This window comes from Synechococcus sp. MIT S9504, from assembly GCF_047497135.1.
Lineage (GTDB): Bacteria > Cyanobacteriota > Cyanobacteriia > PCC-6307 > Cyanobiaceae > Synechococcus_C.
Genome location: NZ_CP138942.1, coordinates 2,497,502 through 2,520,752, shown reverse-complemented (window position 1 = coordinate 2,520,752; position 23,251 = coordinate 2,497,502). Strand labels below are relative to the sequence as shown.

General features: G+C 56.2%; 22 protein-coding genes, 1 tRNA gene, 1 other RNA gene and 1 riboswitch. Of the genes, 13 read left to right on the top strand and 11 right to left on the bottom strand.

The features are described from left to right. Positions 1–35: 35 nt before the first annotated feature. From SIB58_RS13865 to thiC, 5 genes are all read left to right on the top strand, one after another. Positions 36–827, top strand: a complete 792-nt coding sequence (locus tag SIB58_RS13865; protein WP_067327285.1) for a tetratricopeptide repeat protein — start codon at positions 36–38, stop codon at positions 825–827. Then, positions 824–1,996 (top strand): amidohydrolase, encoded by a 1,173-nt coding sequence (locus SIB58_RS13860; RefSeq protein ID WP_066910198.1) that lies wholly within the window; start codon positions 824–826, stop codon positions 1,994–1,996. Before SIB58_RS13865 ends, SIB58_RS13860 begins: the two co-directional genes overlap by 4 nt. Next, positions 1,993–2,223 carry a DUF3188 domain-containing protein gene (locus tag SIB58_RS13855; protein WP_066910195.1) on the top strand — a complete coding sequence of 77 codons (231 nt, stop codon included), beginning with the start codon at positions 1,993–1,995 and terminating at the stop codon, positions 2,221–2,223. The genes SIB58_RS13860 and SIB58_RS13855 overlap by 4 nt, the downstream gene beginning before the upstream one ends. 4 nt (positions 2,224–2,227) lie before the next feature. Beyond that, positions 2,228–2,854, top strand: coding sequence for a HEAT repeat domain-containing protein (locus SIB58_RS13850; protein WP_066910192.1), 627 nt, complete (start codon positions 2,228–2,230; stop codon positions 2,852–2,854). 31 nt (positions 2,855–2,885) lie between these two features. Beyond that, positions 2,886–2,994: riboswitch (TPP riboswitch) on the top strand. A gap of 45 nt (positions 2,995–3,039) precedes the next feature. Next, entirely contained in the window at positions 3,040–4,440 is a 1,401-nt protein-coding gene (thiC, locus tag SIB58_RS13845) for a phosphomethylpyrimidine synthase ThiC (RefSeq protein ID WP_066910189.1), read from the top strand. Between the two features lie 72 nt (positions 4,441–4,512). Here the strand turns inward: thiC and SIB58_RS13840 are convergent, their stop codons facing one another. From SIB58_RS13840 to acpP, 4 genes are all read right to left on the bottom strand, one after another. Continuing rightward, on the bottom strand, positions 4,513–5,451 hold the full coding sequence (locus SIB58_RS13840; RefSeq protein WP_066910186.1) for a UDP-glucuronic acid decarboxylase family protein: 939 nt from the start codon (positions 5,449–5,451) through the stop codon (positions 4,513–4,515). A gap of 80 nt (positions 5,452–5,531) precedes the next feature. Further along, a complete protein-coding gene (tkt, locus tag SIB58_RS13835; protein WP_066910183.1) occupies positions 5,532–7,541 on the bottom strand; it encodes a transketolase in 2,010 nt (669 codons plus the stop codon). A gap of 85 nt (positions 7,542–7,626) precedes the next feature. Continuing rightward, positions 7,627–8,874: a beta-ketoacyl-ACP synthase II gene (gene fabF / locus SIB58_RS13830; RefSeq protein WP_067327287.1), complete on the bottom strand. Its 1,248-nt coding sequence runs from the start codon at positions 8,872–8,874 to the stop codon at positions 7,627–7,629. Between the two features lie 11 nt (positions 8,875–8,885). Next, positions 8,886–9,128, bottom strand: coding sequence for an acyl carrier protein (gene acpP / locus SIB58_RS13825; RefSeq protein ID WP_066910276.1), 243 nt, complete (start codon positions 9,126–9,128; stop codon positions 8,886–8,888). A 169-nt stretch (positions 9,129–9,297) separates the two neighbouring features. On the opposite strand from acpP, the gene psaC reads away from it, so the two are divergent. Together psaC and glmS are read left to right on the top strand one after the other, a co-directional pair. Further along, entirely contained in the window at positions 9,298–9,543 is a 246-nt protein-coding gene (gene psaC, locus SIB58_RS13820; protein WP_006850103.1) for a photosystem I iron-sulfur center protein PsaC, read from the top strand. A 64-nt stretch (positions 9,544–9,607) separates the two neighbouring features. Next, the gene (gene glmS / locus SIB58_RS13815) at positions 9,608–11,512 is read left to right on the top strand and encodes a glutamine--fructose-6-phosphate transaminase (isomerizing) (RefSeq protein ID WP_066910177.1); all 1,905 of its coding nucleotides are present in this window, start codon (positions 9,608–9,610) and stop codon (positions 11,510–11,512) included. Here glmS and SIB58_RS13810 read toward each other — a convergent pair. After that, positions 11,499–12,971: a mannose-1-phosphate guanylyltransferase/mannose-6-phosphate isomerase gene (locus SIB58_RS13810; protein WP_066910273.1), complete on the bottom strand. Its 1,473-nt coding sequence runs from the start codon at positions 12,969–12,971 to the stop codon at positions 11,499–11,501. The two genes, glmS and SIB58_RS13810, sit on opposite strands and share 14 nt — an antisense overlap. 64 nt (positions 12,972–13,035) lie before the next feature. Further along, positions 13,036–13,596 carry a ribosome maturation factor RimM gene (gene rimM, locus SIB58_RS13805; protein WP_067327308.1) on the bottom strand — a complete coding sequence of 187 codons (561 nt, stop codon included), beginning with the start codon at positions 13,594–13,596 and terminating at the stop codon, positions 13,036–13,038. Between the two features lie 57 nt (positions 13,597–13,653). On the opposite strand from rimM, the gene SIB58_RS13800 reads away from it, so the two are divergent. Beyond that, positions 13,654–13,836, top strand: coding sequence for an NAD(P)H dehydrogenase subunit NdhS (locus SIB58_RS13800; protein ID WP_066910270.1), 183 nt, complete (start codon positions 13,654–13,656; stop codon positions 13,834–13,836). A gap of 5 nt (positions 13,837–13,841) precedes the next feature. Continuing rightward, positions 13,842–14,669 carry an ion transporter gene (locus SIB58_RS13795; protein WP_066910171.1) on the top strand — a complete coding sequence of 276 codons (828 nt, stop codon included), beginning with the start codon at positions 13,842–13,844 and terminating at the stop codon, positions 14,667–14,669. Here the strand turns inward: SIB58_RS13795 and rnc are convergent. Together rnc and rnpB are read right to left on the bottom strand one after the other, a co-directional pair. Further along, a complete protein-coding gene (gene rnc / locus SIB58_RS13790) occupies positions 14,651–15,352 on the bottom strand; it encodes a ribonuclease III (protein WP_067327288.1) in 702 nt (233 codons plus the stop codon). The two genes, SIB58_RS13795 and rnc, sit on opposite strands and share 19 nt — an antisense overlap. 24 nt (positions 15,353–15,376) lie before the next feature. Beyond that, positions 15,377–15,762: RNase P RNA component class A (rnpB, locus tag SIB58_RS13785), an RNA gene on the bottom strand. 22 nt (positions 15,763–15,784) lie between these two features. Here rnpB and SIB58_RS13780 point away from each other — a divergent pair. From SIB58_RS13780 to SIB58_RS13770, 3 genes are all read left to right on the top strand, one after another. Continuing rightward, a tRNA-Arg gene (locus SIB58_RS13780) sits at positions 15,785–15,858 on the top strand. A 190-nt stretch (positions 15,859–16,048) separates the two neighbouring features. Further along, the gene (locus SIB58_RS13775) at positions 16,049–17,239 is read left to right on the top strand and encodes a hypothetical protein (RefSeq protein ID WP_067327290.1); all 1,191 of its coding nucleotides are present in this window, start codon (positions 16,049–16,051) and stop codon (positions 17,237–17,239) included. Positions 17,240–18,103: 864 nt separating this feature from the next. Continuing rightward, positions 18,104–18,739 carry a hypothetical protein gene (locus tag SIB58_RS13770; RefSeq protein ID WP_067327298.1) on the top strand — a complete coding sequence of 212 codons (636 nt, stop codon included), beginning with the start codon at positions 18,104–18,106 and terminating at the stop codon, positions 18,737–18,739. A gap of 242 nt (positions 18,740–18,981) precedes the next feature. Here the strand turns inward: SIB58_RS13770 and SIB58_RS13765 are convergent, their stop codons facing one another. Further along, the gene (locus tag SIB58_RS13765; RefSeq protein ID WP_074159351.1) at positions 18,982–19,890 is read right to left on the bottom strand and encodes an SMP-30/gluconolactonase/LRE family protein; all 909 of its coding nucleotides are present in this window, start codon (positions 19,888–19,890) and stop codon (positions 18,982–18,984) included. 1,361 nt (positions 19,891–21,251) lie between these two features. On the opposite strand from SIB58_RS13765, the gene SIB58_RS13760 reads away from it, so the two are divergent. Then, positions 21,252–21,833: a ferritin gene (locus SIB58_RS13760; protein WP_414494667.1), complete on the top strand. Its 582-nt coding sequence runs from the start codon at positions 21,252–21,254 to the stop codon at positions 21,831–21,833. 634 nt (positions 21,834–22,467) lie between these two features. Here SIB58_RS13760 and SIB58_RS13755 read toward each other — a convergent pair. Beyond that, positions 22,468–22,617 carry a chlorophyll a/b-binding protein gene (locus SIB58_RS13755; protein WP_414494666.1) on the bottom strand — a complete coding sequence of 50 codons (150 nt, stop codon included), beginning with the start codon at positions 22,615–22,617 and terminating at the stop codon, positions 22,468–22,470. Positions 22,618–22,670: 53 nt separating this feature from the next. Next, on the bottom strand, positions 22,671–22,952 hold the full coding sequence (locus tag SIB58_RS13750) for a hypothetical protein (protein ID WP_414494960.1): 282 nt from the start codon (positions 22,950–22,952) through the stop codon (positions 22,671–22,673). Positions 22,953–23,251 lie beyond the last annotated feature (299 nt).

Sequence of the window (23,251 nt, the reverse complement as noted above, 5' to 3'; positions counted from 1 at the left end):
CATCAGCAGTTATTGGATGAACAGGGGCTTTTGAGATGAGGTGGAAGCAACTCCTGCTCGGCTGGTGCCTGTCTCTGCTGGTGGTTTTGTTTCCCATCTCCGCAGAAGCCACTGAGGTGGATTCGCTGCCGCAGCTGTTCGATCGTGCTCTCGCGCTCAGCCGTGCCGGGGATCCGCAGCATGCACTTCCGGTCTGGGATCAGGTGCTGGATCTCGCTCCTGATGATGCTGCGGCCTGGAGTAATCGCGGCAATGTGCGTCTGATGCTGGGTGATCCAGAGGGGGCCATCGCCGATCAAACCCGATCGATTGAGCTTGCTCCTGAGGATGCTGACCCCCGTCTCAATCGCGGCACAGCGGAAGAGGCTTTGCAGCGCTGGTCTGAGGCAGCAGCCGATTACGACTGGATTTTGGAAAGAGACCCGAGCGATGCCTCAGCCCTTTACAACCTCGGCAATGTGCGTGGATCCGAAGGTGAATGGCAGGAAGCCCAGCGTCTCTATCGTTTGGCTGCCGACGCCAGGCCAGGATTCGCGATGGCTCGATCGAGTGATGCTCTGGCTCTTTATCAGCTCAATGATCTGAAAGAAGCAGAGCGAAACCTGCGCAATCTGATCCGGCGCTACCCACTGTTCGCTGATGCGAGAGCGGCTTTGAGTGCTTTGCTCTGGAGTGAAGGTTCGCGTGGTGAAGCGGAAAGCCATTGGGCCGCTGCCTCTGGTCTTGACCCCAGTTATCGCGATGCCGCCTGGCTGGCCGAGGTCCGTCGTTGGCCGCCACGGCCGATTGCTGATCTTGAGCGCTTTCTTGCTCTGGAGGTGTCATGAACCTCACTGCCACCTGGATAGAGCGTCTGGATGCCCTGTTGCCGGAGTTGATCGAGTTTCGCCGTCATCTGCATGCCCATCCTGAGCTCAGTGGGGAAGAGCACCAAACCGCTGCATTGATCGCGGGCGATCTGCGTCAGGCCGGTTGGCGCGTTCGTGAAGGCGTTGGCCGCACGGGTGTGGTGGCTGATCTTGGCCCCGAACAGGGTCCCAAACTCGGCTTGCGCGTGGATATGGATGCACTGCCCATTGAGGAGCTAACGGACTTGCCTTATGCATCCATCCGGCAGGGAGTGATGCATGCCTGTGGGCATGACCTGCACAGCACGGTTGGTCTGGGGGTGGCCCGACTGCTGGCGGCTGAGCGGCAATTACCTGTTGGGATGCGCCTGTTGTTTCAGCCGGCTGAGGAAATCGCTCAGGGCGCTCGCTGGATGCGCGAGGCGGGAGCCACCGATGGCCTTCAAGCGTTGTTCGGTTTGCATGTGTTCCCCTCTTTGCCTGTGGGTAGCGTGGGTTTGCGCAGCGGCAGTCTGACGGCCGCGGCGGGTGAGTTGGAGATTGAGATCAACGGTCAGGCTGGCCACGGTGCCAGGCCTCATCAGTCGGTGGACGCGATCTGGATCGCTTCGAGGGTGGTCACTGGCCTCCAGGAAGCCATCAGTCGCAGGCTTGATGCCTTACAGCCAGTGGTGGTGAGCTTCGGGCGTATCGAAGGAGGCAAGGCGTTCAATGTGATTGCCGATCGGGTCATGTTGCTGGGAACGGTGCGCTGTCTCTCCAACGAGCTGCACGACCATCTGCCCGATTGGATCGAGCAGACGGTGCGCGCTCTTTGCGAGGGTTTCGGTGCCACGGCAACGGTTCGCTATCGCTGCATTGCTCCACCGGTTGATAACGACCCCAAGCTCACGGCCCTGCTTGAGCGCTGTGCCATCGAGCAACTGGGCGCTGACCAGGTTCTGCGCTTGGAGCAACCCTCTTTGGGGGCTGAGGATTTCGCAGAGTTGATCAGGGATGTGCCGGGCATGATGTTTCGCCTCGGTGTTGCGGGTCCTGATGGCTGTGCGCCGCTGCATAACGGTCATTTCCTTCCGGATGAACGCTGCCTGGGGGTCGGGATTCGTGTGCTCACCGCGGCGATGCTGGCTTGGGAACCATTGAGATGAACCGTCCTCCCCGCACCCGTTTACATGTTTTGCTGTCCTTGGCAGCGCCGCTGCTGGTGTGCCTTGGGGTGCTGGCGCTTGTCCAGAGGGAGGGCACGGAGCGTTGGCAGTCTGTTCCTGCCATCCTGGTCGGCTCCGGCTTAGTGATCCACGCTGTAGTGGGTCGCCGCCGCCGCCGCTACAGGCTGCTGGTGGCTTTGCGGAGCAGTCGTTTTCAGGAGAATTGAGTTCATGGCTTCCACACCAGAGCAGCCCCAGGGAGGTGCACCTGATCTCAACGCCCTCAGGGAGGCGATCGGTTCTGGTGATCCATTGCAGGCCATGCCGGCTCTCACCCAGTTGCGATTCTGCAGTGATGAGGATGCGGTTCCTCTGTTGGTGCTGGGTAGTGAGCAGGAGGCCTTTCTGGTGCGCTCCCTGAGCTGCAGCGGTTTGGGCTACAAGCGCACCGAGCAGGGTTGGTCTGTCTTGGAGCGGCTTCTGCGCAGCGATGCTGATGCCAATGTTCGCGCTGAAGCAGCCAATGCCCTCGCCAGCTACGGCGTTGCCCGAGCCTGGCCCTTGCTGAGGGCAGCCTTCGAGGCCGACAGTGCATGGCTGGTGCGCTGCAGCATTCTTTCTGCTCTGGCCGAACAGCCTGAGATCGATTTCGAATGGCTGCTCGACCTGGCCAGTGCCGCGATCACAGATGCAGATGGCACGGTTCGCGTCAGCGGTGCCGAGATTCTTGGAAGGATCGTTCGCGAGCGTGCGGCTCAGCCGATTGGTGAGCAAGCCAGAGCTTTGTTGCAGCCACTCCAGCAGGACAGTGATCACCGGGTTGTGGCAGCGGCACTGAACGGATTGCAGCTGCGTTGACGGTGTGTTCTCAACGGCGTTGCTAGTAATTGGACACCACTAGGGGTGCCTTGGATCGTTCGCGATCCTCTTGGCTGAGATCACACCCTCTGAACCTGATCCGGGTTATTCCGGCGCTAGGGAAGTGACCAATGTGATCCTCAGTTAGCAGGCCGGCCCCTGGCAGTTCCTTCGCTGTATGGATCATGCGTGCTTCCTGGGTTCAGTCCCGTCGCGGACAGGCCAACGTGTCCCAGATGCATTTCGCCCGTCAGGGCGTGGTGACCGAGGAGATGGTCTATGTGGCCAGGAGAGAGAATCTGCCTGAGACCCTGGTGATGGAGGAGGTGGCACGGGGCCGCATGGTGATCCCTGCCAACATCAACCATGAAAATCTTGAGCCCATGGCGATTGGGATCGCCAGCAAGTGCAAGGTGAATGCCAATATCGGCGCATCTCCCAATGCCTCGGATGCCGAGGAAGAGGTCAAAAAACTGAATCTGGCGGTGAAATACGGCGCCGACACCGTGATGGACCTGTCCACCGGCGGCGTCAACCTGGATGATGTTCGCACCGCGATTATCAAGGCCTCTCCGGTGCCGATCGGCACCGTTCCCGTCTACCAGGCGCTGGAAAGTGTGCATGGTTCGATCGAACGCCTCTCTGAGGATGACTTCCTTCACATCATCGAGAAGCACTGTCAGCAGGGTGTCGACTATCAGACCATCCACGCTGGTCTGCTGATTGAACATCTGGTCAAGGTGAAAGGACGCATCACCGGGATTGTCAGTCGTGGCGGTGGCATCCTTGCCCAGTGGATGCTTTATCACCACCGTCAGAACCCGCTTTACACCCGTTTCGACGACATCTGTGAAATTTTCAAGCGCTATGACTGCACGTTTTCACTGGGTGATTCTTTGCGGCCGGGGTGTCAGCACGATGCTTCCGATGCGGCTCAGTTGGCTGAGCTCCACACGCTTGGTGAACTGACGCGTCGTGCCTGGGAGAAAGACATTCAGGTGATGGTTGAGGGTCCAGGTCATGTGCCGATGGATCAGATCGAGTTCAACGTCAAGAAGCAGATGGAGGAGTGCAATGAGGCACCCTTCTATGTGCTCGGCCCCTTGGTGACCGATATTGCACCTGGTTATGACCACATCACCTCGGCGATCGGTGCGGCCATGGCCGGCTGGCATGGCACTGCGATGCTCTGTTATGTGACTCCGAAAGAGCACCTGGGTCTTCCCAATGCCGACGATGTGCGTGAAGGCTTGATTGCTTACAAGATCGCAGCGCATGCTGCTGATATCGCCCGACATCGCCCCGGTGCCCGTGATCGTGATGATGAGCTCAGCAGGGCTCGTTATGCCTTTGACTGGAACAGGCAGTTTGAATTGTCACTGGATCCCGAGCGAGCCAAGCAATATCACGATGAAACTCTGCCGGCAGATATCTATAAGCAGGCTGAATTCTGTTCGATGTGTGGCCCCAAGCACTGTCCTATGCAGACCAAGATCACCGATGAAGATCTGGAAGGTTTGGAAAAAGTGCTTGAAGTCAAAGGGGGCGCAGAATTATCCGGGGTGAAGATGGATAAAGCTGAATGATTGAGCTCCGCTCTGCATCACCACCAAAGGCAAGATTGATTGCTTTTGGTGGTGATGTATTAGGTTCGTGGTTTATTCGGCTTTCTTTTCGAGTGCCTTTCGGAACCAGTTGATTGTGGGTTCGAGACCTTCTTCAAGAGAAATCTTGGGTTCCCAGCCCAGTTCCTGTCTGGCAAGGGCAATCACGGGTTGACGTTGCAGTGGATCGTCCTGGGGTAGGGGCTTGTTGATGAGTCTCAGGTTGGGATTGATTTGATCGCGCACGAGCTCCGCTAGCTGGCGGATGGTGAATTCATTGGGGTTGCCAATGTTGATAGGCCCTGTGTTGTCCCTATTCATCAGTCGGATCATGCCTTCAATTAGGTCATCCACGTAGCAAAAAGATCTGGTTTGACTGCCATTTCCATAGAGCGTCAGAGGTTTTCCCTTCAGAGCTTGTACGATGAAGTTGCTGACAGCCCGCCCATCATCTGGAAGCATGCGCGGGCCGTAAGTATTGAAGATGCGCATGACTCGAATCTCCGTTCCGTGCATGCGCTGGTAGTCGAAACAGAGGGTTTCGGCAATGCGTTTGCCCTCGTCGTAACAGCTGCGAATCCCGATGGTATTCACGCAGCCTCGATAACTTTCCGGTTGGGGATGAATCTCTGGATCTCCGTAAATTTCGCTTGTGCTGGCCAAGAGGAAGCGCGCTCCTACGCGTCTTGCCAGGCCCAACATGTTGTAGGTGCCAAGGAAACTTATTTTAGCTGTTTTGATTGGGTTGAATTGATAGTGAATTGGAGAGGCAGGGCAGGCCAGATGCCAGATTCGATCAACTTCTAATCTGATGGGTTCTGTGACGTCGTGGCGAATCAGTTCAAAGTTGGGATGGCCAATCCAATTGCTGATATTTGCCTTTCTGCCTGTGAAGTAATTGTCCAGGCAGATCACTTCTTCACCAGCTTGCATCAAGCGATCAACTAAGTGAGAGCCTAGGAATCCGGCGCCGCCTGTGATGAGATTTCGCATTGGATCAAAACTTCAATGGTTCTAAGCATAAAAAAGCGGAGGCATTTCTCCTCCGCTTTTTAAATTCAATGTGAGCGTTTTTAGCTCAGCAGCGCTCTGGATTTGGCGACAACATTGTCGACCGTGAAGCCAAACTTCTCCAGGCATGTGGGGCCAGGAGCGGATGCTCCGAAACGGTTCATGGTGACACTGTCGCCATCGAGGCCGATGAAGCGGTGCCAGCCGAAGGATTCGGCTGCTTCCACAACGATGCGCTTGCGAACAGCACTAGGAAGCACTTCTTCCTTGTAAGCGTCGCTTTGCTCATCAAACAGTTCGACGCAAGGCATGGAAACGACCCGCACTTTCTTGCCATCAGCTCTGAGCTGTTTGGCGGCTTGCACGCAGAGGTCGAGCTCGGTTCCGGTACCAATCAGAATCAGATCAGGAGTGCCGTCACAGTCTTCGAGGATGTAGCCGCCGCGTGCCACTTTCTCAATGGAGGAATTGGCCTGGTTGGCCATGCCCTGACGGCTGAGGCAAAGTGCACTGGGGCGCTTACGGTTTTCGATCGCGATCTTGTAGGCACCACTGGTTTCGTTGCCGTCACCAGGGCGAAACACCAGCATTCCTGGCATGGCGCGAAGAGAAGGGATGGTCTCAACCGGCTGGTGGGTGGGACCGTCCTCACCAAGTCCGATTGAATCGTGAGTGAGAACGTAGATCACACCCAGTTCATTCAAGGCCGAAAGGCGCATCGAGCCGCGCATGTAGTCGGCGAAGACCAGGAAGGTGCCGCCGTAGGGAATCAAGCCGCTGTCGTGATAGGCAATGCCGTTGAGAACAGCTGCCATGGCGTGCTCACGCACACCGAAGTGCAAATAGCGCTTCTCGGGTGTTTCGGGTTGATAGGAGCCGGTTTCACCTTCGATATCGGTGAAATTGGAATGGGTGAGGTCGGCAGAACCACCGATCAGCTCAGGAATCTTCGGGCCTAAGGCACCTAAGCAGAGCTGAGATAACTTGCGAGTTGCTAATCCCTTGTTATCTGGGGTGTAGGTCGGCAGTGCCTTCTCCCAGCCCTCAGGAAGCTCGCCTCGCAGCATGCGCTCGAATTCGGCTGCCTCATTGGGATAGTTACTGCGATAGCTGGCCAGCGTTTGGTTCCACTCGGCCTCAAGCGTTGCGCCACGGTCAACGGCTTGACGGTATTGGTCGTAGGCCTCTTGTGGAATCTCAAAGGGTCCGTAGTTCCAACCCAAGTTTTTGCGGGTGAGATCGGCTTCTTCCTCGCCAATCGCGGCACCATGGATTCCGGCGGTATCGCTCTTGTTCGGTGAGCCGAAACCGATGGTGGTTGTGATCTTGATGATCGAGGGCTTGTCGGTGACAGCTTTGGCAGCTTCGATGGCCTTGGCAATGGCATCGACATCGGTGTTGCCATCAGGCACATGCTGCACGTGCCAGCCATAGGCTTCGTAGCGCTTAAGCACGTCCTCGGTGAAGGACACGTTGGTGCGTCCGTCGATCGTGATGTGGTTGTCGTCGTAGAGCGCGATCAGTTTGCCTAGCTTCAGGTGTCCGGCCAGGGAACAGGCCTCAGAGGACACACCCTCCTGATTGCAGCCGTCACCCATGATCACGTAGGTGTAGTGATCAACAACAGCGGCATCAGGCTTGTTGAACTTGGCTGCAAGGTGAGACTCGGCGATGGCCAACCCCACAGCATTGGAGATACCAGCGCCAAGAGGGCCTGTGGTGACTTCTACGCCGGGAGTTTCGAAGGTTTCAGGGTGCCCCGGGGTCTTTGAACCCCATTGCCGGAACTGCTTGATGTCATCGATGGAGACCGAGTCGTAGCCGGTGAGGTGCAGCAGGGCATAAAGCAGCATGCAGCCGTGGCCAGCTGACAGCACAAAGCGGTCACGGTTGAACCACTTGGGGTTTTTGGGGTTGTGCTTTAGGAATTTGTCCCACAAGGTGTAACCCATGGGGGCGCAGCCCATCGGCAGACCCGGGTGGCCACTCTTGGCCTTATTCGTCGCATCAACGGCCAGCATACGGATGCTGTTGATGCAGAGGGTGTCGAGAGAAGCGGGCGCGGCAACCATGGCGTGAGGTAGGAGAAGCAGTAAGGAGTGCGATCAGTCTGAAACAGCGTGGTCAGCGTCACTGAGGTGAATCTGACCTCAGGATTCAGTCCATGCGCTGAAAGGCAAGGCAGACGTTGTGGCCGCCGAAACCGAACGAGTTGGATAACACTGTTCCCAGTGTGTGCTCGCGGGCGGAGTTAGGCACCACATCCAGATCACAGTCGGGATCGGGATTGGAGTAGTTGATGGTGGGAGGTACAACATTGTGCTGCAGCGCAAGCACACAGGCCACGGCTTCGATGCCGCCGGAGCCACCCAGGAGATGTCCTGTCATCGATTTGGTTGAGCTCACGGGAATTTTGAAGGCGCGTTGGCCAAGAGCAGTCTTGATCGCCGCGGTTTCGTTGCTGTCGTTCGCCGGTGTGCTGGTGCCGTGGGCATTGACGTAATCGATGCGGTCAGCACTGAGCCCTCCGTCCTCCAGAGCCAGGCGCATGGCGGCCGCTCCACCCACACCTCCGGGTGTGGGCGAGGTGATGTGGTGTGCATCACAGGTGGTTCCATAGCCAACGATTTCGGCCAGGATCGCGGCGCCGCGGGCCTTGGCATGGCTGAAGGTTTCAAGCACCAACACGCCTGATCCTTCGCCGATCACAAAGCCGTCGCGTTCCTTGTCGAACGGTCGGCTGGCGCTGCCTGGATCATCGTTGCGGAACGACAATGCCTTGGCGCTGGCGAAGCCGGCCACTCCCAGCGGGGTGATGGCCGACTCTGCGCCGCCGCAGATCATGGCGTCAGCCTTGCCCAGCTGCAGCAGACGGAAGGCATCGCCGATGGCATTCGATCCAGCTGCACAGGCCGTTGCGACCGCAGAGCTTGGCCCTTTGGCGCCGAGGGCAATTGCCGCCAGGCCTGTGGCCATGTTGGGAATCATCATCGGCACAGTGAAAGGGCTCACCCGACCCGGTCCCTTGCCCTCAAGCACGTGGGCCTGGGTCTCCATGGTGAGCAGCCCACCAACGCCGGAGCCGATGCTGACGCCGATCCGATCGGCGTTGGCTTCGCTGATCTCCAGCCCTGCATCGGCAAGAGCTTGTTTGGCGGCGACAACACCGAATTTGCAGTACCGATCCCAGCGCTTCGCTTCCTTGGGCTCGAGGAATCCCGTCGGATCGAAGTCCTTCACTTCCGCTGCAAATCGACAGGCGTGCCTGGAGGCATCGAATAGTGAAATCAATGCCACCCCGTTCCTGCCGGAGGTGAGCCCGGACCAATAGTCGGAAACGCTGTTGCCGATCGGTGTCACCGCGCCGAGGCCCGTGACCACGACGCGTTGGAGACCCTCCACCATGCTGCCGATCCTCAGGCCTGCTTGTCTTCGATGTACTTGACGGCGTCGCCGACGGTGGCGATGCCTTCAGCGGCTTCGTCTGGAATTTCGATGTCAAAGGCTTCTTCCAATGCCATCACCAGCTCGACAGTGTCAAGGGAGTCAGCACCGAGATCATTCTGGAAGTTTGATTCGGGCTTGACTTCGCCGGCGTCGACGCTGAGCTGCTCCGCCACGATCGAACGGACTTTTTCGAGGATCGCTTCCTGGGACATGGCCGTGAAGACGGGACGCCGCATCTTACGGGCTGGCCTCGGCCTTTCCAATCTCTGAGCCTTTACATCCGCCTGGAGTTAACAACGGTGACGGCGTGGCGCGCGCTCGGCCTAAGTGTCTCCTAGCCCCGGTAAGTTGTTTCGAAGTCACCTGTTCTCAGAGGGATTCATGTCCCACGCCGTCAAGATCTACGACACCTGCATCGGCTGCACTCAGTGCGTGCGGGCCTGCCCTCTGGATGTGCTCGAAATGGTTCCCTGGGATGGCTGCAAGGCCGGCCAGATCGCGTCCTCTCCACGCACGGAAGATTGCGTTGGCTGCAAGCGCTGTGAAACCGCCTGCCCAACAGATTTCCTCAGCATCCGCGTTTATCTCGGTGATGAGACCACCCGAAGCATGGGCCTGGCGTATTGATCGCCACCTTCGTTTTCAGTTCAATAACCCATAAGCTCAGCCCGGCAATGCCGGGCTTTTTTGTATGTGCGGAATCGTTGCGGTGATTGGCTCCAGAGAGGCAGCGCCGCTCCTGCTTGAAGGGCTGCGGCAACTGGAATATCGCGGTTACGACTCCGCCGGAATCGCCACCATCGAAGAGTCGGTGAACGAGGCGAGGGCCAGGCTGCACTGCCTTCGCGCCAAGGGCAAGCTGGTCAATCTCAGCGAAAGGGTCGAGCAGGAGCGAGCACCCGGTTTTTGTGGAATCGGCCATACCCGTTGGGCGACTCATGGCAAGCCCGAGGTGCATAACGCCCATCCCCATTGCGATGGTGCTGGCCAAGTGGCCGTTGTGCAGAACGGCATCATCGAAAACCATCGGGCTCTGCGTGAAGAGCTCAGCGGCGCAGGGGTCAGCTTCCGCTCAGACACCGACACCGAGGTGATTCCGCATCTGGTCTCTGCGGAGTTGCGCCAACGGTGTGCTGCTGGCCAGCCTGCTGATGGCAATACGCTGTTGCAGGCCGTGCAGGCCGTGTTGCCAAAGCTTCAAGGCGCCTATGCCCTGGCGGTGTTGTGGGCAGAGGCACCAGGGGCTCTTGTGGTGGCTCGAAAGGCAGCACCCCTGCTGATCGGTTTGGGTGAAGGCGAATTCATGTGTGCAAGTGACACGCCTGCACTGGCAGGGTTCACCCGCACCGTGCTGCCCATGGAGGACGGAGAGGTGGCGTTGCTCAGTCCGCTTGGCATCGAGCTCTACAACGATGTCGGTGAGCGTCAGCAGCGCAGTCCCTCGTTGCTCAGCGGCCAGGAGCATGTGGCCGACAAGCGTCAGTTCCGCCACTTCATGCTCAAGGAGATCCATGAGCAGCCGGAGACAGCACGTCTGTGGGTGGAGAGGCACCTGCCGTTGAATTTGCAGGCTGCCTATCCGGTGGCCTTGCCCTTCGACGATGCGTTCTACGCCGACATCGAGCGCATCCAGATCCTGGCCTGTGGGACGAGCCGACATGCGGCGCTTGTTGGAGCCCATCTGCTGGAGCAGTTTGCGGGGGTGCCAACCTGTGTTCATTACGCCAGTGAGTTCCGCTACGCCCCCCCACCGCTGGCTGCCAACACGCTCACGATTGGCGTTACCCAATCCGGTGAAACGGCGGATACCCTGGCGGCTCTTGCCATGGATGCCGATCGGCGACGGGACCGGAACGACCCCGCCTATGCCCCGCGTCAGTTGGGCGTGACCAATCGGGTGGAGAGTTCTCTGGCTCGTCAGGTGCCCTACATCCTTGACATCGGTGCGGGCATCGAAGTGGGGGTTGCAGCCACCAAGACCTTCCTGGGTCAGCTTCTAGCGTTTTATGCGCTGGCTTTAGCCTTTGCGGCACGGCGCGGCAACCGAAGCGAAGCCGAGATTGCTGCATTGGTGAACGAGCTGCGCGGTCTTCCCCAGCAGCTCGATGTTTTGATCGAGCAGCATGACCAGCTTTCGGAAGCCATGGCCCACCGTTTCGCTGAAACCCAGGATGTGATCTTCCTCGGGCGTGGCATCAACTATCCGATCGCACTGGAAGGGGCCCTGAAACTCAAGGAAATCAGTTACATCCATGCGGAGGGCTATCCCGCAGGGGAGATGAAACACGGCCCGATCGCCTTGCTCGATACCCATGTGCCGGTGATCTCCATTGCTGTGCCAGGGGCGGTGTTCGAAAAAGTGCTCAGCAATGCCCAGGAGGCCAAGGCCCGCGATGCCCAGTTGATCGGTGTTGCCCCCATCTGCGCCGACACGGAATTGTTTGATGAACTGCTGCCGGTGCCTGAGGTGAGCGAATGGATCAGCCCTTTGCTCACGGTGGTGCCGATGCAACTGCTCAGTTATCACATTGCGGCCCATCGAGGCCTGGATGTCGATCAGCCGCGCAACCTGGCCAAGAGCGTCACTGTCGAGTGAGTGCAGCCCGAGCCGCTGCTTCCACATCACTGCGGCCATACACATCGTCGAAGCGCACGATGTCGTCTTCGCCCAGATAAGCCCCGCTCTGGACTTCGATCAGCTCCACCGGAATCCGGCCAGGGTTGCTGAGTCGGTGCTTGCAGCCCATGGGGATGTAAGTGCTCTGGTTCTCACCGAGCAGCTGAGACTTGCCGTCGCGCTCCACGACCGCAGTGCCTTTCACCACGATCCAGTGTTCGGCTCGGTGATGGTGCATCTGCAGGGAGAGGCTGGCGCCTGGCTTCACTGAAATGCGTTTCACCTGCCAGCGGCTGTCTTCCACCACGCCTGTGTAGTGGCCCCAGGGGCGATAAATCTTGCGATGCGCCTTGCCTTCCCGGCTGCCAGCGGCCTCCAGTTGCTTCACGATCGTCTTCACATTCTGTGCCTGGTCGCGTTCCGCGATCAGCACGGCGTCGTCGGTTTCGACCACCACCAGATTCTCAACACCGAGACCCACTACCAGCCGGTGTTCGCTGCGCAGATAGCAGTTGCGGCTGCCCTCGCTGATCACCCTGCCGCGCAGCACGTTGCCGTTGTCATCGCGGTCTGCTGTTTCCCAGAGGGCACTCCAGCTGCCGACGTCACTCCAGCCTGCAGCCAGGGGAATCACAGATCCAAGCTGGGTCTGCTCCATCACAGCCACATCAATGGCCACGTTGGGACATTTGGCGAAGGCTTCACGCTCCAGTCGCAGGAAGTCGAGGTCTGCCACGTCCTGCTCGAGTGCGGCCCTGCAACAGCTCACCACTTCCGGTGCCAGACGTTCCAGCTCCGAGAGCATGGCGCTCGCCCTGAACAGAAACATCCCGCTGTTCCAGGTGAAGCGTCCGCTGGCCAGGAACTGTTCGGCGGTGGCCTGGTCTGGCTTTTCGACAAAGCGGGCGATCGGCACCGGTGTGAGCGTGTCTGTCTGCAGGGAGTCGGCGGCCTCGATGTAGCCGTAGCCGGTTTCCGGAGCCGTGGGCACGATGCCGAAGGTCACCAGACGCCCTGCCTCAGCGGTCTTGCGACCGGCCTCGATGGCACTGCGGAAGTGTGCGGCGTCGCGAATCACATGGTCAGCCGAGAGCACCAGCAGCAGAGGATCCTCGCCGTCGGCTGTGGCTTGCAGTGCGGCAACCGCCACCGCTGGAGCCGTATTGCGCCCCATCGGTTCCAGCAGGATGGCACCCGGTTGGATGCCGATCTGGCGCATCTGTTCGGCCACGATGAAACGGTGGTCGTCGTTGCAGATCAGCAGAGGATCACCCAGCGCTTTGATCCCTTCCAAACGTTGCTGGGTCTGCTGCAGCAGGGTTTCATCGCCATTGCCGCCCAGAGGCCAGTACTGCTTCGGGTAACTGGCTCGAGAGAGGGGCCAGAGGCGTGTTCCTGTGCCGCCACAGAGAATCACCGGAATCAGTGGGGTGGTCACGGCACACACGCGGTGTTCGGCGCCATTGTTGCGCAGCTTTTTCGTTGCTGACACCCGGCGGGTATCACAGGTCCAGCAGTCCCGGCGGAGGGGTGAGCAGCAGCCAGCCTTCTTGCCGATGCACCTCTGGAACGATCTGCTCCACAAAAGGAATCAACAACTTTCGCCCATCTGGCCGCGTGATTTCCAGCAAGTCGTTGCCTCCGCTGATCAGATCGCTCACGCTGCCGATCACAGCGTTGTCGTTCGCATCCAGACGGGCTTCCAGGCCCACCAGGTCGAGCAGGTGGAACTCTCCCTCCTCAAGCTCGGGCCTGTCATCGGCACTCACCAGCAGCGTCTGACCCACCAGCGCTTCTGCAGCGCTGCGGCTGTCGATCCCCTTGAAACGCACGATGAACAGACTGCGGCCGGGGAGTTGCCGACCGCTGGTCAGCGTGATCTCCTGTGGTGCTGCGCCCTTGCGCTGCAGCCAACGAGGCCCTGGCTTGGTGAAGCGTTCGGGGAAATCACTGGCTGGGTTCACGCGCAGCTCGCCGCGCAGCCCCTGAGCCCCCACAACTTTGCCCACGGTCAGCCACTCTTCAGCAGTTGATGCTGTCTGGGAATCGGAGTCTGGGGCCATGGATGACAGCTGTGGAGGCATTTGTCGATAATGACCCCACGACTGCCCTGCGATTTCATGGCTTCCGCCGCTCCGATCCTGCCCGGTGCCACGGTGACGGTGGTGGATCAGCGTTCCATCTACAACGGCTACACCGGTTTCGTGCAGCGCATCAGTGGCGACCGGGCCGCCGTGTTGTTTGAAGGCGGCAACTGGGACAAGCTCGTCACCCTGCGGCTCAAAGATCTCAGCGCAGACTGACGCCGATGGAGGTCGCTCTACGCCAGCGGCTCCGGCGAGTCGTTCTCGATTCCGATACCCGTCCAGGCAGGATTTACAACCTGGTGATTTTCGGGACGATCCTGCTGAGCGTGGCAGGACTGCTGGTTGAACCGCACCCGATGCGCGTGGCAACGCCTGGGGAAATTCCTGTCTGGGTGGAAACACTCGAAAACTTCTGCCTGCTGGTGTTCATGGCGGATTACCTGCTGCATCTGTGGGTGTCGCCGAAGCCATGGGTGTATGCGCGCAGCTTTTACGGGCTGATTGATCTTTCAGCGGTTCTGTTTTTTTTCGTGCCGCAGATCCGCAGTGGCCTGGTGCTGTGGGTCTTCAAGTTCGCCCGCGTGCTGCGTGTGTTCAAGCTGCTGCGCTTTCTCGATGAGGCACAGATGCTGGGCCGTGCCCTGCGCGCCAGTGCTCGCCGCATCGGCGTGTTTCTGTTTTTTGTGGTGATGGCCCAGGTGGTGCTGGGTTATCTGATGGTGTTGATTGAGAGCGGTCATCCCGACACCCAGTTTCAGACCGTTGGTCAGGGTGTGTACTGGGCCATCGTCACTATGACCACGGTGGGTTATGGCGATTTTGTGCCGCAGACCGTTCTCGGCCGTCTGCTGGCGGCGGTGGTGATGTTGCTGGGTTTCGGGATCATTGCCATCCCCACTGGCATCGTCACGGTGGAATCGATTCAGCAGGCCCGTCTGGACAGGCGACTCTGCAGCAGCTGCGGTCATCGCGACCATCGCCGCGAGGCCAGCCATTGCGACCAGTGCGGGGCTGAGCTGCAGGGCTTCGCTCAGCTGCCGGTCAGCTGATTCAGAGCAGCCCGGGCGGCCTGCTGTTCAGCCTCACGCCGTGAGCGGCCCCATCCTTCTGCTTTGATCCGCGGCGGCAGGGTCACGCTGCAGCGAAAGCGGCGCAGGTCACCATGGCGTTGGCTCATCTCTTCGCTCCTGTAGGTGGGCAGCCCCACTCCCTCACCCTGACTCCATTCCTGAAGGGCGGATTTGCAGTTGCCGCGGTGGGGGTCGGAGAGAACGGCCTCAGCGCTGCGCTGCCAGTGTGGGGTCAGCCATTGCTGCACGGCGGTCAGCCCATTGATTCTGTACAGCGCCCCGATCAGCGCTTCGCTGAGTTCTGCTCGGATGGTGGCTGCCGCTGTGCTGTCGCCACTGGCTTTGGGGCCGATCCGCCACCAGCGCTCGATCTCGATTGTTGAGCCCAGCTCCGCCAACCAGCGGTCACTCACCAGTTGGGATCTGAGGCTGGAGCGTTCACCCACGGGCATCTGGGGATAGGCGGAGGCGATGAATTCACTGGCGGTGAGCCGCAACACCGCATCACCGAGAAATTCCAGCTGCTCGTGATGAGGTTTCAGGCCGCTGGAGGTGTGGGTGAGTGCTTCCTGCAACAGGGCAAAGTCCGCCGCTTCAAGGTTCTTGGAGGCCTGATTCAGCGTCTCCCAGAGCTGCTGCAGTGGCCGAGTTGGTGGGCTCATGTGCTCTGAGCAGTTCCCTTAAAAGTGTGAAAGCAGGTCGTAAGCCGGGTTCTGTTCTCCTTCCCGAGGGAAGGGGGCAATCATCTATCTGGGACCGTCGTCTCCGGCGGCCTCTAGCGGCTCACACATCGGAACGGGACAGATGGCCAGTCGTCGTTCCTTGGCCTTGCTCCCGGCCGGGGTTTACCTAGCCAGCACCTCTCGATGCTGCTGGTGCGCTCTTACCGCACCCTTGCACCCTTGCCTGTGCCGGCGAACCGGCCATCGGCGGTGTGTTTCTGTGGCACTCTCCTCACGGTCACCCGCACTGGGCGTTACCCAGCAAGCCTGGCCATCGGGGAGCCCGGACTTTCCTCAACCGCAGCTCAGCACGAGGCTGGTCTTCGGTTGCGATCACCTCTCCTGCTTTCAAACCCCATAATGACTTTTGATGGGGCTGTAGCTCAGCTGGATAGAGCGACGGTTTCCTAAACCGTAGGTCGTGGGTTCGAGTCCCGCCAGCCCCGTTGAGTTATCGCAAGGGATTTCAGGAAATGGGCACGGCGTGCCCACTGCAAACCCCCCCCCCCGAGCGTGCCCACTCTGTGCCCACTTTCCATGCAAATGTTGATCCTGCTGAGGGGTTGATCCCTTGATTCGCGACCTCCGCCCGCGTCAGTGGTGAAGACACGACCGGACTTGATCCGGCCCTGTTTTATGTCTCAAGCCAAATCACCCAAGTGGGTCGCAAGACTCCGAGGGGCCTGCCTTAAGGGCTGGTCCGTCAAAGAATCACGCGGTTCCATTCGCCTCTCTGTTCGTTCCGGCGCCGGTGGTGCCAACGGTGTCACCAAGACATTGCCCATTGCCTGGGCTGCTGACACCGTGCCTGAAGCAACAGCCTTGATCACCCGCCTGCACGACTCCGTGAAGTCCGGTGTCGATCTCGCTGATGCACTGGATCGTGAGCTTGGTTCCGCCAAACAGCCCAAGCCGACATCCGCAACGATCTGGCCTGATCTGCTCAAGCTGTTCCACGAGGACCTGAAGCTCACCCGCAAGCTCAAGCCGGTGACCTGGCGCGATAACTATCAGCCGTTCCTTGAGTACGGCGTTGAGCTGCTGAATAGCCCTGGCGGCCCCGTGAACGTTGCTGGCGTTGTCGAAGAGGTGGTCAAGCGTTGGGAGGGCAAATCACGCTCCCGTGAGAAAGCGGTCGCAGCATGGAACAGCTTCCTTGAGTTCGCTGTGGAGGATCACAACATGCCTGCAGCCAGCTGGACATTGACTGATTGCAAGGCCCGGAGACTGCGTGGTGAAGGTTCGACCCGGCGTGAGGATGCCTGCCTTACCGACGTTGAGATCTTGGATCTGATCGCCAGCCTGCCCAAGACACCTTCCGGTGAGCGTTGGTCCAATGCGATCAAGCTGCTCGCCCTGTTGGGCTTGCGACCGGAGGAGCTGCGTGAGGACAACCTTGTTGTCCAGGCCCACCCACAGACGGGCAAGCCTGCCTTGAAGTGCACCTATCTGAAGGCAGCACAGAAGCGCAACGGCAAGCCTCGGTGGCTGATGCCCATGCCGCTCACCAATGCTGCCGGTGAGTTGGAGCAGTGGGACCTGGCCGGTGCAATGTCCATCAGTCAGCTGCCGCTGCCGTCACTGGCGGATAAGTACGCCCTGCGCACCTTCCTGATGCGTCAGCCGAAGTGGAAGGAGCTGATTGCAAAGTACGAGGCAATTGGCCTGTGGGTGCGGCCCTACAGCTTCCGCAATGCTTATTCAGTCAGAGCCCACAACGCAGGCCGTCACAACGATGTCATTTGTGCCGCGATGGGCCATGAGGTGGATTCCCACTCCTCCAGTTACGAGTGGGGTTCGGAAGATGCTGTGCTGGAGCACGTCTGAACTAATCAATCCAGCGGCCCTATTCCGGGGTCTTTTTGTAATGCCTGTGGAATCACTAAGCATTTCTATTTAAAAATACCGCTATGTGGTTGCAAGCTGATGGTGAAGAGAATTGACTGGATACCAGAGCTGTTAGAAAGTCTTCCTAAGACAAGAGAGGATGCGATTGCTGAGGAATCCAGACATTGCTTTCCAAACATTGAATGTAAAAATGGGCATATCACCTGTTGGCTTGTAAATGGTGGATGCTTTTTTTGCAAAAGGGAAAGGACCAAAAATGTGCTGAGAGAAGAAGGAGAGCAAGTAATGTTCCATCGAAAAAAGAAGCATTAATACCACCAGCAGGAGTCAGATGCGGATCCCTTACAACCTTGGGCAAAATAAAACGAGAGTTCAACAAAAAAGGAAGAAATATATTAAAAATCAAAGTTAGATGTGATTGCGGTAAATCCTTTTGGATAAGGCACGATATGCTTAAGAAACAAAAAGGATGCAAGACATACTCACGTTCATTAAATACTCAAGCCAATACAATCCACGGTTTTTTTAATGGGAAAGCACAATGGCGAACCAATCCCAAAGCTTGCGTTAGCTTGCAAGCCTGTATATAGCGCAAAGAAAAGATCTAAGGAAAGTTGGATTGAATTTAATCTAAAAGTAACTGATTTGCAGTTGTCCAATCATTGTCCTATTTTGGTTTTGAGCTTGACTGGGCTGAGCGCATGGATTCTGGGAATCGCAGACCTAGAGAAAATGCCCCAAGCCTTGATCGTTTAGATTCCAACAAGGGATACACCAAGGAAAACACAGTGGTGATCTCTTATAAGGCAAATGTATTAAAGAAGGCAGGAAAGGCTCAGGAGCATGATCTCGTTGCTGATTGGCTTGATGTGGTTAGTCATGCCTAGTCGAATAGTTTGGACACAAGAAATGTTAGATGAGCTGCCAAAAACAATTGGTGAAGCTATAGCCACTGACTCTATTTACTATTTTAATAATTCCCTTTGCCCTAAAGGTCATCTATGTGCGCGAAAAGCCGCAGATGGCAAATGTCATTATTGTGCCAGGGAGCAAAAAAAGATACAACAAGCCAAAATTAGAGAACGAATTAGATCAGGCGAATATCAAGTCCGATCCAAAAGTGAGAACTACTTTCACGGAAAGTCAAGGTCTCTTGAGGCATGGATGCTGAGATTAGCAAAGAATAGAGCCAAGAAGAAGAATTTAGAATTTGATGTTAATGTCACCGACATATCAATCCCTACTCATTGTCATATTCTTGGCATCAAGCTTGACTGCACATGGGGAGGCGTTGAAGAGACAGATGCCAATAGGGCCAATAAACCGTCCTTAGACAGAATCGATTCAAGCAAAGGGTATATAAAACGAAATATTCAAGTCATGAGTTATCGTGCAAATCTCATTAAAGGAGACGGGACCGCCGAAGAGCATAGGCTTATCGCAAAATATATCCTAAGTGAATACGAAAAACGAGGTTAGAAATAAATTAATTCAGCAGGCACTAATGCGTGATGCTGCCGATCGAAACTGCGAGCTGGTCTCTGATCGCTACCGAAAGATGGCCTGATTATGCCTTAACAGTTGCAGCATCACTCGCTGCCAAGCAAGGGGTTTTTGATTGCTGATCAGTGGATGGGTTCAGGAAGCTTGTCCGAAGTTGCTTGATCGCCTTCAAGCTAAACACATGCATATGTCTCGTCAAACTTCGTGAATCGCAGTCTTCAAGTTCTCATGAAGCTTTCAATATGGGGACCCACTTTTGTTGTTAGTGAATATACAGAAGTGCTTGCTGTCACAAATAATGTATGCCAATCAGGTCCGCCCCAATGAAGGTTGGCGGTATGCTCGGGGATTTCAATTATTCCAAGCTGCTCTCCCTTTGGATTGAAAATCCAGAGCCCTCCTGGTCCTGTGACCCAAATATTTCCGTTTTCATCACACTTCATTCCGTCCGGTACTCCTCCTTCGAAAGTGCCATCACCAATGTTCCTTGCAAAAGCTTTCTTATCGTATAGGCTTCCATCAGTAGCTACTTTGTAGACATCTATTAAAGCTCTAGGTGAGTCATTAATATAGAACAACGATTCGTCTGGGGAGAAGCACAATCCATTTGGCTGCTGATAGCAATTTTTATCAACTAGAAGTTCAAGTTCTCGATTTGCGCTCACACGAAAAACACCTTGGAAGTCCAGATCCTGAGGTCGTTCCTCGCCTGACCAAGGCAATCGTCCATATGTAGGATCAGAAAAATAGATTGAATCATCTGATCGACAACAAATGTCATTTGGGCTGTTGAGCTGCTTTCCTTCAAAATGTGTCGCTAAAACTTCTCGGCGCCCATCTTCACCTTCCAAGACCACTGACGCACTAAGATGCTCACAAACTAAAAGATTTAAACCTGAATTGTAAGTCATTCCGTTGCATTTGCTGGAAGGTTTTCGCATTACTCTTATCGCTCCGTCCGATGAGTATTGAAGACGTGAATTTCCAGGGATATCAGAAAAAAGTAGGTGGTGATCGCGAGGATGCCAGATTGGCCCTTCGGTGAAGTCAAATCCGGATGCAACACGCTGAATTTGAACCTCTGTGTCAACAAGCTCTCTCATTTGGTTAGAAAAAACCTTGATCATGCAATTGACTCCTGTCTGAATCATATTGTGACGTTGTTCTCTTGATAGCAAATAAGAGTGCATTTGGCTTTGCGATCCGTAAAATATATGTAATCGAAAAGGTTTCTAAAGATCAGAAGATTGACGATAGAATCACTAGGCAGGAGCTTTTTAACCTCGAATGGAAAAACTCTAGGTGCTTTCTCTATTGGAAATTACCTGATTGGGGGATTTGGAGCGGAAGGATTCAGGAGAGGTTGGTTTTAGTTGGAAATTCTCGATGGACAAACCAACTAAAAACACAGGCTCTTGGGCTGGTGGCATCGCTGTCGCCTCTCTGTTGGCACTGGTCTCTGCCGCATCAATTGCTGCTGTGGAATACGACTCACAGAAATACAGAGACTGCATTACGGGCGGTGATGTGAGCAGCGACCAATGCAAACTGCACTATCCTGCACAGCGATGAACACCGCAGCGATTCAACCCGGATCAATCCGGGTCAGCTCACCATTGCTTGCGTTGCTTTGGGTGCCGTGAGATAAATCGTTGGCATCTCTGAGTCAATGAACCAATACCTGCTCCGTGATGGATCTAGGGTCCATCTTTTGACCGATCCGGAAGGTCATGACGTCCTCAGTTATGAGGCGACCTCCGGTCGCTGGGTTCATGCGGCATTGTCAGTTCAAGCAGAGAAGGGCCTGATCAGAAGCGTTGACTTCAATGGCTCCGTAAATCGATCCCAGGCAGATCTGGATCTGGTTTGAGTTGACGGTCTTCCCGATCGAACGGTGTCAGCGTGGATCTACCGGAACCCGCTTGGCCCAGTCGCCACCTTCTGGTATCACTGAGCCAATCTTCATGTCCGCAATCTCATCGATGGTGGTTCCGATTTTATTAAGCGTCTACCGAACTAATCGGTGGCCGGTAGCCGCTAGGAGCAGTTCCAGCGCTCCAATTCCGCAGTAACAGCCCCCTCGCTCGCCATCACATCGCTCCATGTTGGGATGCCCCTCGGCACAAGCCTCCGAGCAGAAATGCCCGCCAGCCCTGATTGATCGCGATTCTTCAAAACTGTGTTTGCAAGGTGAACAGTCGCACAAAAGCAATGCTGCAGTTATCACAACACTCCCGGAAACAACTCATCCGGTCTATGACCTTCAGGGCACCATTTCTTTGGTGGCTAACCGAACACTCAATATCGACCAATCGATACTGATTCTCAGCAGCAGATTGCACTCCTGACTGTGATTCTCAACAATATATTTGGGGCTCCTGAATGTGATTCTCAAAAGCATATTTTGATCGCTTAATGTTCGGTTTTTACGCATATCTTTCGCTCTTTTGTGATGTAGAACTGATGCATCCCTCCCAGAGGAAGAGACATGACAGCTTCACAAATCCAAGCCCCCATCAATGTCCCCACCGGTCCTGCAGGCCGTGCCATGGCTGAGCCCATGTCGGCTGAAATGCTCGACCTGATGGAAGCGCATCTCAACCTTGAGCGTCAGTCAGCTGCTGATTACTTCGCTGCTGCTGTCTGGTTCGCTGAACGTGAGCTGACCGGCTTTGCTGAACATCTGCGTGATGAGGCCAAGCAAGAGGAGCAGCACGCTGCCAAGTTTGCTGACTATCTGATCTCCAGAGGTCAGCGCCCTGTGCTCGACACTCTCGAGCCATGCAGAACGGAGTGGACCGACGTGGAGCATGTCATTGCCAACGTCTTCCGCATGGAAGCTGATGTCACCGCTTCGGTGCTGCAGCTTTACAACACTGCAGAAAAGGACATTGATCGCCGCACCACGGTGTTCCTCGATGCCATCGTTGACGACCAGCGTCTCTCTGAGCACGAGGCCGCTTACCTGCTGGGTCGCGTCAAGTTCGCCGCAGAAAACCCTGCTGCCGTGATGATCATCGACGCTGAACTGAGAGAAGGCGAGGCCGAACCCGCCAAGCTAGAGGGCTGATCAATCAGCGCAAAGTCCCACCTCCCAATCGACCTCAACAGCCCCGCCCAGTGCGGGGTTTTTGATTGACCGGGAGCCTTGGCGACACCGGCTCCCGGGTGAACTGATCCCCGATTGGGGGAGCCTTCAGCCATCACGTTCACCCATCCGGGCGATGTGAATCCGATTGATTCCGGAGATGGTGAATATATCGAAGGGGAATGAATCATGTTGACCCAACTAATTAAAAACTTCTTCAATCGTGACAGCGTTTTTGAGGCATTCAACGAAACAAATACTCAGAACATAGATAGATTAGAGTGCGAAATTCCCAATTACAATCACTTTGAGGTTTCTTGTGTTGACGGAGTATTCCATGTGAGCACTTCCACTGACCGTCCCTTTAATCAGACAATGGTTATGAAGAGCTATAGGTAAGGAACATGGAAGCCGAAAGCCATTGGGAGCTAGCTGAAAGCAATAAAGATTTTTACAGGAAAAAGCAGGGCGGTCTAGTTGTGCTGATCCATCTCCCGGCGAAACAACCCACTTCAATCACACCCCGCCTAGAGCGGGGTTTTTTATTGAGATGGTTGGTGAGCTCATGGCTGAAAAGCTCTATTACGCAGACGAGCGTCTTCCCGATCGAACGGGATCAGAAACCAATTTGACTGAGGATTCCCTGGCCAGTGACTAGCTCGGTGGCAAGGCCAATTACAAAGCCAAGCATTGCTAGACGACCATTCCAGGTCTCAGCGAAGTTGCTGAAGCCGAATCGGGTTTGGGTTTGAGTTGAAGGAGTCATGTTTTTAATTGGGTGGGTGAGCCTCACAGAGGTGAGGCTTTGATCTGCTGTGATCAGCCAGCTACAGCCGAAATGCTGTACGGGGCTTCTGGGAAGCTGGTGGGCATTGGGTCGAACTTTCCTGCTGCCAATGCTTTGGCAAAGATATACATCTGACTTGATGTGGCACCAGCGGCTTCCATCGCTTTGGCGACGACATCCCAGTTGCAGATTTCATTGACATTGCTGTTCGTTTTACGGTGCGGAAACCATCGCCAGCCAGCTGGGCTGCTCGTGACGGTGAAACCCGCCAAGGGACCGAACACGCGAAACGGGATATTCCCAGCTTGTGCCAACCTGATCGAATGGGGTCAGCATGGATCGCCGACACCAGCTTTGCCCAGTCGCCCTGAGCAGCAGGATCAGGTGGAGCGTGATAGCACCGCGGCCCAGGCGAATGACATGAGTTGTGAATGCTTGTGGTTGCCGGTGACGACCCAAAGCTGAAAGCCAAGCTGCTCGCTAGAGAGGAGCAAAGGACACTCAAACAGCAACAACAATGGTCCGAACCACTCTCACAGCAGCAGCACTTACACTTTGCAGTGTGGTTTCACTAGTAGTAGCTGGAGAGAGACGATTAATACCTTATCAATAC